Source organism: Aeromonas salmonicida, assembly GCF_028355655.1.
GTDB classification, from domain to species: Bacteria; Pseudomonadota; Gammaproteobacteria; order Enterobacterales; family Aeromonadaceae; genus Aeromonas; species Aeromonas salmonicida.
On sequence record NZ_CP110645.1, the window covers coordinates 1011092 to 1023195 of the forward strand.

The window sequence follows — 12104 nt, forward strand, 5'->3', positions numbered from 1 at the left end:
GATGCAAATGAGGGCAGTGCTGGTTTTTTTGACCTGACTAACATTATGAAATTAATGACAAAATCATTAATTCACTGTTCTCGGGAAAGTGTGATCTGGCTTGCATCCACATATTTTTCTTCGAGAATGAAGATTGAGACTCTGCTGGTTGATTCCTATACTCGGCTTGTTCCTCACGGAACCCAGGTAAAGGGCAAACCGGTCGAAATGCCGGGACGCAATGCCTCCGGTCTCCAGATCAGTCGATCCAGATAGCGGGGCTTCCCAGGGTGAAGGTGGTGTTTGTGGCACGTCCATTGCCAGTTGTCTGCTCCCATCACGCCGGTTGCGCTTGTTCTTTGCCCTGGTGACCAATGCCAAGACAAAACAAGGAAGATAACAATATGCAACAGACCTTAAGGCCCAGCAGGCTTGCCATGCTGGTGGCCCTGGCTGCCATGCCCGCTTGGGCACAAGCCGCTTATCCCGCCTATCAGGCCGGCACCGCTTACAAGGCTGGTGATGTGGTCAGCAACGCAGGCGCTCTCTACGAATGCAAAGAATTTCCCTACTCCGGCTGGTGCGGGGCATCCCCCTATCACTATGCCCCCGGTGTGGGTGCTGTCTGGGCCGATGCCTGGAAGCTGTTCAACGACGGCGGCACGACTCCGGGCCTTGGGCTGGCAATCAGTTCGCCCGCTCTTGGTAGCGCTTTCAACGAAGGTGTACCCGTGGCCCTTGCGGTCACCCTGAGCGGCAACAGCAGCGCCCTGGTCAAGGTCGAGTATCTGATCGATGGTCAGCCGGTGGCGGTGAGCAGCGGGGCCCCCTGGTCGGCCAGCTGGGTCGCTACCGGTGTCGGCCCCCATCAACTCAAATCTCGTGGGTTGGACAAGGATGGCACTGTGCTGAGCGAGGCGGATGCCAGCTTCAGCGTCAACGCCGTGGTCGCGCCAGAGGCGCCCGGGGTGAGCATCAGCAGCCCGGCCAACGGCGCCAAGGTAACCCTGGGGCGCAGCGTGGCGGTCAGTGGCAATGTGACCGATGCCAACAATGACGTGGCCAGGGTCGAGCTCTACGTAGATGGCAAGAAGGTGGGCGAAGATACCAGCGCCCCCTGGCAGGTGAGCTGGACGCCCCAGAGCAAGGGGGCTGCCGCCCTCAAGCTGGTAGCGACCGACAAGGAAAATCTGGTGGGCGAGTCTGCCCAGGTCGATGTGCAGGTGGAAGAGGCGGCGCTGCCGCCCACAGGTGGCAACCTCTCTTGTGACATTCGCCAGATCTATCGCCCGGACGGTTACGAGTGCATGGGGGATGACCACGCCCGCCGGGTGATCGGTTACTTCACCTCCTGGCGCACTGGCAAGAATGGCCTGCCCGCCTACCTGGTGAACGACATCCCCTGGGACAAGCTCACCCACATCAACTACGCCTTCGCGGCGGTGGACGAGCAGAGTCACCAGATCAAGGTGGATGATGCAGCCACCAAGCTGACCTGGGATGGGGTGCCGGGCGCCGAGATGGATCCCGAATTCGCCTATCAGGGCCACTTCAACCTGATCTCCAAGTACAAGAAGCAGTATCCGGACGTGAAGACCCTTATCTCGGTCGGAGGCTGGGCCGATACCCGCGGCTTCTACACCGCCACCACCAAGGGCGACTGCTCGGTCAATACAGCCGGCATCAACGCCTTTGCCGATTCGGCGGTGAGCTTTATCCGCCAGTACGGTTTCGATGGGGTGGATGTGGACTACGAGTACCCCACCTCCATGAAGGATGCGGGCAACCCCAACGACTTCCCGCTCTCCAACCAGTGCCGTGCCAAGCTGTTTGCCAACTACGAGGTGCTGATGAAGACCCTACGGGCGCGGCTCGACAATGCCGGGACCGAGGATGGGCGCAAGTACATGCTGACCATAGCCTCACCGGCGTCAGCCTACCTGCTGCGCGGCATGGAGAACTTCCAGGTCACCCAGTATCTGGATTACGTCAACCTGATGACCTATGACTTCCACGGTGCCTGGAACCACTTTGTCGGTCACAACGCGGCCCTGTTCGACAACAATGCCGATCCCGAACTCTCCCACTGGGGCGTATACAATCAGGCCCAGTTTGGCGGTATCGGTTACCTCAACGCCGCCTGGTCGGCCCACTACTTCCGCGGTGCGCTGGCGGCCGGCAAGATCAACGTGGGTGTGCCCTATTACACCCGCGGCTGGCAGGGGGTGAGCGGTGGCAGTCACGGTCTGGGTGGCAAGGCGGCCCTGCCGAGCCAGAACGAGTGCCAGCCGGGCACCGGTGGCAGTACGATTCCGTGCGGCAATGGTGCGGTCGGCATCGACAACATCTGGCATGATCTGGACAAGAACGGCAAGGAGATCGGCGGTGGCGCCGTGCCCATGTGGCATGCCAAGAACCTGGAGCACGCGGCCAGCCTGGGCATCACAACGCTGCCGAGTTACGGCACTGCCTGGGGTCAGGATCCCAACAACCCGGCCCACGTGATGCAGGGCAAGTACGTGCGTTACTACGATGACAAGGCGCAGGCGCCCTGGCTCTGGAACGAGGAGAAGAAGGTGTTCCTCTCCACCGAAGATGAAGAGTCCATGGGTCACAAGCTGGACTACATCATCAAGCGCGGGTTGGGTGGCGTCATGTTCTGGGAGATGGCGGGCGACTACGCCTTCGATCCGGCCAAGAACGAGTACGGCATGGGCAGCACTCTGACTACGCTTGCCTACGAGAAGTTTGCCAAGGCAACTCCGTACAACAACAAGCAGAATGATCTGGCCGCGCCGAGTGCCCAGCTCGACATCCAGGTCAGCCTCTCCGGCTTCAAGGAAGGTGACTCCAACTACCCGATCAACCCGAAACTCAAGCTGGTCAACAAGTCGACTCAGACCATTCCGGGCGGCGCTCGCATCGAGTTTCTGATGCCGACGTCCACCTCTGACACCATCACGGATCAGAGTGGCATGGGGCTGAAAGTGGTCGAGAGTGGTGGCAACGACAACTCGGAGGGCATTGCCAACGAGAAGGACTTCCACAAGGTCGCCATGAACCTGCCGAGCTGGCAGACCCTGGCGCCGGGCGCTGAAGTTGAAGTCGCCATGACTTACTACCTGCCCGCCGCCGGCGTGCCGAGCGGCATGCGTATCATCAGCGGTAGCCAGACCATAGGCCTCAAGGCCGAGTTCCCGACCCTGCCAGAGGCCGTACTGGGCTCGGGCGGTGGTGAGAACCCGGGCGGCGCCACCTGCAGCAGCCAGAACGTCAATCCGGCGGCCTACAAGGCCTACCCGACCTGGCCGCAAGGGGATCACGCAGGTGGTGGCGATCGCATCACCCATAACAAGGTGGTGTGGCAGGCGAATTGGTGGACCAGCAGCGAGCCCAAGGCAACCGATGGCAGCTGGAAGCTGGTATGCAGTTACTGATGGCGCAACGGAGCGGGCACGGCCGACACCCTCACCGATGAGGTAATGCCCGTCCCCATGAATGACCCAATCCGGAGCCCAGGCTCCGGATTTTTTATGACGGCATATATAAATAGGAGGTCGCAGGCATAAAAAAGACCGCTCCGGGGAGCGGCCAATTGCCACCAAGGCAAGCGGTGGGGCGAACCCCTTGTGGTATGAAACGGGGGCGGGGAGGGCGCCCGCACCCGTTTCGCGTCATTGAGCCTTGACCTCGACCCGGGAGTGAATGGCCGGGGCCAGTGCGCTCGGGCACTTATTGAGTGACGGCACCGCCCTGTTGCTCCTTGAGGAAGCTTATCCAGGGGGAGGCACGGCCACTGACGTTGCCATTCTGGGCTGCCTGGGTGAAGGCGTTCAATGCTTCCTTCGGTTTTTGCTGCTCAAAATAGGCGACTCCGGTCAGGAACTTCAGGTCGGCGCGTTGCTCACTATTGGCATTGGCGGCCGGCTTGGCGGCCAGGGCCACCAGATCCTGATAGCGTTTGCTCTGGATCATCATGCGCGCCATCTTGAGCTGCAGATCGGCACTGGGGGCCATCTTGTAGGATTTGGCCAGTGTATCGATGGCCGGATCCAGCTCCTTGGCCTGGTGCCAGTAGTTGGCCAGTGTCTTGTAGTTGGCGGCACTGCTCTCGATGCTCCCCTCCTTCATCGCCTTCTCCATCACGCGAGCGGCGCGGTGAGGAATGCCGGCAAAGGCCAGGTAGTTGGCGAGACGCTGCAATTCGGCCGACTCGGTCAGCATGCCGAGGTTGTAGGCCGATTCGAGCGCCGCCAGCGCCTTGGCATCGTTGCCTGCCTGCATGTGCATGGCGGAGAGCTGGGTCCAGTACTTCTTCTTCTCCGGGAACTTGTCCACCAGAGCGGTCAGCACCTCTGTGGCCGGCTTGTACTGTTTCAGCTCGTAGTGCGCCGCCATCTTGAGCAGATACCAGGATTCCGGCGCCTTGCCCGCTGACAGCTTGATGGCCTGATCCACAGCAGGGATGGCCTCTCGATACTGCTTGAGCTGCACATGTGCGTTGGCCAGGGTGATGTAGGCGTGCGGGGTCGGTTTCTCATCCTTGCCGAGACTCGCAAACCACTGGTTCATGGTGCTGATGGAGCCCTTGAAGTTTCCCTCCGCCATGTAGAGCTGGGCCAGGTTGTAGCGCACCTGTTGTGCCACCGGTTGTGGCAGGCCGCCGGTGGCGATGGCCTCGGCGAAATACTTGGTCGCCTGACCGTATTTCTCCTGCTGGGCGGCCACGAAGCCGAGGGTCTGCAGTATCACCCCCTTGTCGTAGACCCGCTCGCCGGCACCGGACAGCGCCTCCTGCAGCTTGGCATTGGCCTCGCCGTATTTCTTCTCTGTGATCAACGCCTGCGCCTTGTTGACCGCGCGGTAGGCACGGTCAGACAGGGCTGGCTGCTCGGCGGCCCAGCTGGCGGTGCTGAGCAGCACCGCCATGGCAACCGGGGCGAGGATCAGGGTGTGTAACTTTTTCATCGCCACCTTCCTTAGTTGGTCGCAAACTCGATTTCTTGCTGCATGCGACTGGCTTGCGGCTTGCCATCGACCATGGCCGGCTTGAACGTCCACTTGGTGATGGTCTTGCGCGCTTCCTTGCCGAGGTCATAGCTGCGCGGCTCTTCCTTCACGATGCGGATATTGCTGACGGTGCCGCGTTCGGTCACGGTGAACTCCACCAGCACCTTGCCGGAAGCGAGCCCGGCCAGCGCCGCCTTGCGGGGCATCATGGGTTCGAAGGTCGCCAGCGGAATGGCACCGTTGTTGCCACCCATGCCGCCGCCACCGCCGCCCGTGCTGTAGGCACCGAGGGCATTGCCGCCCCCTATGTTGACCGGGATGTCGAGTTTGGGCATGTCCATGGGCGAGCTTTCCATCTGCGGCCTGTCCGTACTGGCCACTTCCATCTCGGGAGGGGGAGGCGGGCGGTTCGGCGGCGGCGGCTTGGGCAGCTCCCGTTGTTTCTCTTGCAGCGTCTCCTGGGGCTTGAGGCGGATGAAGTCGGTCATGCTGACGTCTTCGGATTCCACCAACTCCCGGTGATCCGGTGTGATCAGCTTGTTCATTCCCAGAAACAGGAAGAACACCACCACACAGGAGACAGCTAACGATATCAGGTATCTCATGGCGCTCGCTCCGGCATCAGCTGCTCTTGTCTGCCGCGATGGAGATGCTTTGGACACCGGCCATGCGGATCTGATCCATGACCTGGACCACCAGACCGGAACGGGATTCGGTGTCGGCCTGGATCACCACGGCGCTCTCCGGGTTCTCGGCCCGCAGCCGTTCGATGTTGGCGCGCACGGCACCCACTTCGACGATGCGCTTGTCGACCCAGACCTGACCATTTTCGCGAACCGCGACCATGATGTTCCCCTTCTTCACCGTCTCGGCCGTGCTGGCGCTCGGGCGGTTGATCTCCACGCCGGACTCCTTGACGAACGAGGTGGTGACGATGAAGAAGATCAGCATGATGAACACTATGTCCAGCATGGGGGTCAAATCGATAGCCGCCTCGTCAGCACCGCTGTCGCTGTAACGTTTTCTCATAGCAGAAACTCCTTGCTTGTTCTGTGCCCCCAGCAGGCCATGCCTGGCCGGGGGTATGCATCCTGCATCAACCGTGTTTCAGGTTGTCTTCCAGCTTTTGCACCGCCAGTTTGGCTTTGTGATCGAGCTGGTTGACAAAAAACAGGCCGGAAAGGGCGGCAATCATGCCCGCCATGGTTGGTACCGTCGCCTTGGAGATCCCTGATGCCATGGCGCGTGGGGAACCCGTGCCTGTGATGGCGAGGGTGTCAAACACCTGCACCATGCCGACCACGGTTCCCAGCAGCCCCATCAGTGGACAGAGGGCGATCAGCACCTTGATGACCGGCATCCCCTTGTCCACCGCCATGGAGACTCGCGACACCAGTTCACGCCGGATCTGTTTGGCAGACCAGGAGAGGTGATCGCTGCGTGCCAGCCAGGCCGTCTTGGTCTGCTTCACCTGCTTGGGGTAGACAGCCATGAAGTAGAACCAGCGTTCCAGCAGCAGGGCCCACATCATCAGGGTGAGGAAGAACAGGGCGACCAGTACGTCGCCCCCCAATCCCAGAAACCGGCGGACCGACTCGACTTCTTCAATCAACCAGAACCACATGGAAGACTCCTTATGCTGCTGCTTTGGTGGCGTGCAGGCTTTCCTGATAACGGGCGACGAAACCGGCGCTCTGCTCTTCCAGCACCTGGATCAGACGACGGCTCTGGGTCTGCACTATGGTGTAGAGGAACAGCATGGGGACCGCGACCACCAGACCCTGCATGGTGGTGACCAGGGCCTCGGAGATACCGCCAGCCATCAGCTTGGGATCGCCGGTACCGAACAGGGTAATGGCCTGGAAGGTGGCAATCATGCCGACCACTGTCCCCAGCAGGCCCAGCAGGGGGGCAACCGAGGCGATCAGCTTGATGATGCTGATGCCCTTTTCGAACTTGGGCACGTTGCGCAGTATGATCTCGTCCAGCTTGGATTCCAGATCCTCTATGTTGTCACCACGATGGCTCTGGTAGGCCCCCAGCATTTCGCCGATGGGGTTGCCCTTGATGATCTGGTCGGATTTCAGCTGCTTGCGCATGGATCCGCCGATGAGGGACAGACGAGCACCGCAGAACAGGGCCAGCAGGGTACCGAGCACGCCGAGTACCATGATGACGTAACCTACCTCACCCCCCTGATCGATCCGCTCTTTCAAGGTCGGAGACTGCACCAGCAGGGAGAGGATCACGCCGCGAGACGGGTCGACGAAGATGGGCTTGACGCCACCGTCACCCTGCTCAAACTCGGCAATCGGTTCCAATACGCCTTTGTCGGGTTGACGAGGCAGCTGTTCGAACTTGCCGGTTTCCGGCACGAAGGTAAGGTACTTGCCTTCGGAGACGGTATTGAACTCACCAATCTGGGTAACGGTTTTGTCGGCCTGGTTGCCCTCGCCGTACACCACGGTTGCCGGTATCTGGCTCACCTTGCCACCGTCGACCATGCGGCCCAGGGTCGTGGTCCAGAAGGCGGTCAGGTCGTCGCTGGAGGGGAGCTCCTTGCTCTCGGCCAGACGGGTCAGCAACGCGGCCTGCTCAGGGTGCTCGACCCGGCGGGCGGAGGCGTTGAAGATCCCCTTGAACTCACCTGCAAACTGACGGAGCACGCCAAACATCTCGCCCATGTTGCCGGAACGCTGGCGCAGGGTCTCGGTCAGTTCGGTCAGTTGCTTGTCATTGGCATCGAAGGTGGCCTTGAGCTGCTCGCCCTTGGCGGTTTCGGCGGCGAGCTCGGCCTTGGCTTTGGCCAGCAGGGCCCCTTGCTCGTTCTTGTCTGCCAGGAAGCGGGCTTCCCGCTCCTTGTTGAGCTGGGATTCACTCAGGCTGGATGCCTTGACCTGACTCAGCAGAGCATTCAAGTCCACCGGTTTTTCGGCTGCGGTCACCGGCAGGGTGATCAGGGTGGCTCCCGCGATCAGGGAGGCAATGGCGAGTTTGATTCCTTTCATGATGCTTTCTCCGCAGTTTGAACCGGCAGCTTGATGAGCGCGGGCGGTGCCTGCTTCTTGGCGATACGCAAGCCCTGTTCGACTGCACTGCGATACTCCTGGGGCAAGGCTTCCCACTGACGAGTCTTCTTGTTCCACATGCCTGTCTCGTTACCATCCGGGGACTGGTAAAGCAGGGCGATGCGGCCGACACGCAGGAACTCGTAGGTTTTCTCGCTGCCATCCTTGTCCAGACTGGCCTTGTAGGCCTCTATGGTGCGACTGAAGCCCTCCTCGATCTGGTAGGCCTCCAGGATCTTGCGGTACTTCTCGGAAATGGTGACATCGGCTCGGTTCATCAGGTCGGTCAGGGCCGCCACGCGGTCCTCCCGTTCTACCTTCTGGAACGGCAGATCCAGCGATACAAACTGCTCGAGGGAGTCGATCATCTTGAGCATCAAGGGCACCACTTCGGTGCTGGTCTGATCGATCTGGGCAATCTGGCGCTGCATCGAGGCCAGCTCGCTGCTCTGGGAGTCGACCATCTTGCCCACTTGCTCGTTGTAAGCGCGCAGGCTGTCGACCTGGCGCAGGGCGGCCTTGTACTGTGCCAGGGCTGACTCGGCAGACTCGGCGTAGTTGTCGATCTTCTGCTGGGAGACTTTGGATGCATTGTCGGTGGCGGCTTGAGCGTCCACTGCCTGACCGGCAGAGGCGGCACTCAGATTGAAGCTGGTCAGCAAGGCAGCGGATACCAGGCTGCCGAGGAGCGCTTTCTTCATTTTAATAGTCCTTGTCTTCATAGGATTACCCTATCTCCGTAACTTCCTTGGACGTTGGGCAAAGCCGGCCCGACCGGGCCGGCTTGGGTCGTATATCAACGGGGTTGATTAGAACTTCTGGGTGTAGTCGAGGTAGTAGATGCGACCGTCGATGCTGTAGAGACTTGTGTCCGGGTTCCTGTCATAGGTGAAACCATCGCTTTCCAGTGATGGGCCTACGTTGAACATGTTCTTCACACCGACCTGGATCTTGCCATCCCAGGGCGCTTCCACACCGACGTTCAGGTTCCAGGTAGTCTGGGACGCAATGTGACCCACTTCAGCACCGGTATCGGCGATGTAGTCCTGGCTCTGGGAGTCGATGTAGCTGGCGCTCAGGTAGGTATCCATGTTCCACCATTGGGGCACGTTGACACCGACCCCAGAGTTGAAGCGCAACTGCGGTTTGCCTTGTTGACCAACTTTGTCTATGACGGGACCACCGGCATACAGACCTTCCTTGTACTCAAGGATGTAGGTGCTGCCGAAGTCATAGCGCACCGTCGCCACGTTCAGGTCGTACTTGTAGTCCGCCTTGAAGTCCAGGCCGCTGGTGTTCAGCTCGCCCAGGTTGACCATGGGAGCGGTGCCCTGTTTGATCTTGCCCTGGCTGTTACGCACTATGTTGCTGGAACTGCCAGAGTTCAGCTCGTCATAGATAATGGACTGAAGTGAGTTCAGCTGGATGACATCGGTGATCTTGATGGTGTAGTAGTCCAGCGACAGATTCAGATCATCCAGCGGGCTGTAGGCCACACCGAAGTTCCAGGTATCGGCCGTCTCTTCCTTCAAATTCTCGTTGGAGGTGCGGATGGTAGTGTATTGCTGGTTCGGGCATGCTGCCGCCGAAATGCCGTTCGCTGCGCAATAGACATAATCCTTGGCCCAGTCGGCAGACTCGGAGTCTGCAGAGTAGAGATCGCTCAGGCTGGGAGCGCGGAACGAACGGGACCAGGAGGTGCGCAGCATCAGGTTGTCCAGCGGCTGGTAGCGCAGACTGGTCTTGGGCGAGAAGGCACTGCCAAAGTCGCTGTACTTGTCGAAGCGACCAGCCACGTTGAGCTCAATCTCATCCGTGATAGGCACCAGGGACTCGATGTAGGCGGCTGTGACGTCGCGCACCCCACCGGACGAGTTGCCCGCTGAACCTATGATGTTGCCTGCTTCGGACTGGGCATCGTACTTGTCGGCATAGACCCAGTCGTTGTATTCGGCGCCGGCGTACCAGCTGACCGGCCCGGCCGGCAGTTCACCCATGTCCCACTGGACACCGGCATACCACTGGTAGAAGTCCATGGTGGAGCGGCGGCTGGTGTCGGCAGCCATGGAGGCAGTGGTGGAGGCATCAAACTCGCCACCGACGAACTTGCCATCCTCGATCGCCTTCTGGGCGGCAGACTTCAGCACATAGCCGGTACCGTTCTCCTTGTTGTCGGTCTTGGAGTACATGTAACCGGCGTTCCACTGCATGTCGCCAACGCTTTCGGTGGCTAGGGTGCCTTCAAAACCCAGGTTCATGCTGCCAGTGGTGTCTGTGACCAGGTTGTCACGGGTACCGACGTTGTTGAAACGGTAGTAGGCATAGGCAGCTTCCCCCAGCCCTTGAGTGGCTGCGGCATCCAGGCCGTTGTCGGTGAAAAACTGCGCATTTTTCGGGTTGGCAGGGTCTATGGTGAATGCCCCTGCTGCCGGAGCATAACGACCAAAGCTCTCGACCCGTGAGCCAATGATCTGGGGTACGAAGTCGACGTTGTCGTTGATATGATAACGACCGTTCAGATAGAGGGTGTCACGACTGCGGGAAGCTGTCTTGGCCGCGACTTGACCGTAGTTGAAGTTACAACCGCCTTGGAAATTGGTGAAGGGCTCCTTGCAGGTACCATTTGCATTGGTTGCACCCGCCAGTGGGCCATATTTCCAGATTGGGTCGCCATTGGTATCCAGGCCAGTGATACCTTCCACGTTGCGGCCATAGACGCTGGGGGAGTCGTTGCCCTGTTTGGCGAGATAGTCACGGTCACGGCTGTAAATGACGTCTTTCTTGTCGTGCTCGTAGACTGCCATCAGGGAGCCTTTCTCGCTGGCGACACCGGCGACGATGGAGCCACTCTTCTCGTCTCCCCCCTCTTCGGTCGGGCTGCCGATGCGGCCCTGGAAGGTCAGACCCTCATACCCTTCTTTGAGCACCACGTTGATGACGCCGCCGATGGCATCGGAGCCATAGATGGCGGAGCCACCATCCAGGTTCACTTCCACCCGTTCAACCGCCGCCATGGGAATGGTGTTCAGGTTGATGGAGGTGCCGCCCATGGTGGGAGAGCCGGCGACACGTTTGCCATTCAGCAGTACCAGGGTGCGCTCAGAGCCAAGACCGCGCAGGCCAATAGTGGCCTGGGACTGAGCAGAGCTGCCCGAGGAGGGAGATACGCCACCGAAGGAGTTGTAGGAGGCCTGTTTCAGGTAGTCAGCCACTGTCTGCTGACCGGATTGCTCAATCTGGGCCTTGCTGACGGAGACAACCGGGGTGGCACCTTCCACATCGACGCGGGAGATACGTGAGCCGGTCACCTTGATTTTTTGCAGCTTTTCGACGTTTTGGCCTTCTTCGGCCAAGACAGGGGTGGTCATAACTGCCGCGCTCGCCAAGGCAAACGCTACGGCAGCAGAGAGTCTGCTTTTCCTAAGCATCGCTTATATCCTTCCTGGTTGTTTTTTGTTTGCTTCCATACCGCCCTCGTTGGAGCGATGCGTAAGGCTTATCAATCTTTGGCTGGTGACGTCAATGGAGCAGGGGAAAAGCGGCGTGCCGAATGCAAGTCGAGTGTAATAAGAGGAGTGTGTTATTTATGTGGTTATTTCTTAGTGAATAATGCTCTGAATAACATGCAAGGCAATGTGAAAATTTTGTTAATTGCCTTTTGTGTCGCCTAACTAAAAAGTGATGAACTTATTATTAATGCTGATGTCTCTTTGTATCTTGTTTTGTGAAAATGAGAAAAGAAAGGAGGAAACACTGTTTTAGTGGTGATGGATGCCATTGGTGGATATCCGTGGAACAATATAGAGGTGTTGTGGTGATATCGTTTTCAGTTCGGCAGGCTGGAAGCTAAAGCTATTTAAATTCATGTGGTTGGCTTTTCTTTAATAGCAGTTAAACAACTGTTCATTGTTTTTAAAATTTAATTGATAGCCAGCGTTTTGTTTTGATTTTTCTTTTTTAAATAAAAAACGTCATTTTCTTGCAGCTTTTACACCAAGTGGCCATTTCCAACGGTTTTACCCTTTCTTGTACTTGATTTTTGTTGCA

8 protein-coding genes and 1 riboswitch are annotated in these 12104 nt (G+C 58.8%); of the genes, 1 reads left to right on the top strand and 7 read right to left on the bottom strand.

Features of this window, described 5'->3' with window-relative positions:
* The first annotated feature begins 182 nt into the window (after nucleotides 1-182).
* A riboswitch (cyclic di-GMP riboswitch) is annotated at nucleotides 183-268 on the top strand.
* A gap of 115 nt (nucleotides 269-383) precedes the next feature.
* A complete protein-coding gene (locus ONZ54_RS05030; protein WP_416995605.1) occupies nucleotides 384-3416 on the top strand; it encodes a glycosyl hydrolase family 18 protein in 3033 nt (1010 codons plus the stop codon).
* A 295-nt stretch (nucleotides 3417-3711) separates the two neighbouring features.
* Here the strand turns inward: ONZ54_RS05030 and ONZ54_RS05035 are convergent, their stop codons facing one another.
* From ONZ54_RS05035 to ONZ54_RS05065, 7 genes are all read right to left on the bottom strand, one after another.
* Nucleotides 3712-4947 (bottom strand): tetratricopeptide repeat protein, encoded by a 1236-nt coding sequence (locus ONZ54_RS05035; RefSeq protein WP_271787613.1) that lies wholly within the window; start codon nucleotides 4945-4947, stop codon nucleotides 3712-3714.
* Nucleotides 4948-4958: 11 nt separating this feature from the next.
* Complete coding sequence (locus ONZ54_RS05040) at nucleotides 4959-5594, bottom strand: energy transducer TonB (protein ID WP_005317900.1); 636 nt, start codon at nucleotides 5592-5594, stop codon at nucleotides 4959-4961.
* A gap of 16 nt (nucleotides 5595-5610) precedes the next feature.
* Nucleotides 5611-6018, bottom strand: a complete 408-nt coding sequence (locus ONZ54_RS05045; RefSeq protein ID WP_005317897.1) for an ExbD/TolR family protein — start codon at nucleotides 6016-6018, stop codon at nucleotides 5611-5613.
* A gap of 67 nt (nucleotides 6019-6085) precedes the next feature.
* Entirely contained in the window at nucleotides 6086-6613 is a 528-nt protein-coding gene (locus ONZ54_RS05050) for a MotA/TolQ/ExbB proton channel family protein (RefSeq protein ID WP_005317894.1), read from the bottom strand.
* 10 nt (nucleotides 6614-6623) lie between these two features.
* Nucleotides 6624-7997 carry a MotA/TolQ/ExbB proton channel family protein gene (locus tag ONZ54_RS05055; RefSeq protein WP_058393675.1) on the bottom strand — a complete coding sequence of 458 codons (1374 nt, stop codon included), beginning with the start codon at nucleotides 7995-7997 and terminating at the stop codon, nucleotides 6624-6626.
* Nucleotides 7994-8758, bottom strand: coding sequence for a DUF3450 domain-containing protein (locus ONZ54_RS05060; RefSeq protein WP_005317887.1), 765 nt, complete (start codon nucleotides 8756-8758; stop codon nucleotides 7994-7996). The genes ONZ54_RS05055 and ONZ54_RS05060 overlap by 4 nt, the downstream gene beginning before the upstream one ends.
* Nucleotides 8759-8866: 108 nt before the next feature.
* Complete coding sequence (locus ONZ54_RS05065) at nucleotides 8867-11485, bottom strand: TonB-dependent receptor plug domain-containing protein (protein ID WP_271787614.1); 2619 nt, start codon at nucleotides 11483-11485, stop codon at nucleotides 8867-8869.
* Nucleotides 11486-12104 lie beyond the last annotated feature (619 nt).

What these genes read in the sequence shown, in the direction of transcription:
- ONZ54_RS05050 (WP_005317894.1), bottom strand. Translation starts at nt 6,613, where the DNA reads ATGTGGTTCTGGTTGATTGAAGAAGTCGAGTCGGTCCGCCGGTTTCTG.
- ONZ54_RS05035 (WP_271787613.1), bottom strand. Translation starts at nt 4,947, where the DNA reads ATGAAAAAGTTACACACCCTGATCCTCGCCCCGGTTGCCATGGCGGTG.
- ONZ54_RS05065 (WP_271787614.1), bottom strand. Translation starts at nt 11,485, where the DNA reads ATGCTTAGGAAAAGCAGACTCTCTGCTGCCGTAGCGTTTGCCTTGGCG.
- ONZ54_RS05030 (WP_416995605.1), top strand. Translation starts at nt 384, where the DNA reads ATGCAACAGACCTTAAGGCCCAGCAGGCTTGCCATGCTGGTGGCCCTG.
- ONZ54_RS05040 (WP_005317900.1), bottom strand. Translation starts at nt 5,594, where the DNA reads ATGAGATACCTGATATCGTTAGCTGTCTCCTGTGTGGTGGTGTTCTTC.
- ONZ54_RS05055 (WP_058393675.1), bottom strand. Translation starts at nt 7,997, where the DNA reads ATGAAAGGAATCAAACTCGCCATTGCCTCCCTGATCGCGGGAGCCACC.
- ONZ54_RS05045 (WP_005317897.1), bottom strand. Translation starts at nt 6,018, where the DNA reads ATGAGAAAACGTTACAGCGACAGCGGTGCTGACGAGGCGGCTATCGAT.
- ONZ54_RS05060 (WP_005317887.1), bottom strand. Translation starts at nt 8,758, where the DNA reads ATGAAGAAAGCGCTCCTCGGCAGCCTGGTATCCGCTGCCTTGCTGACC.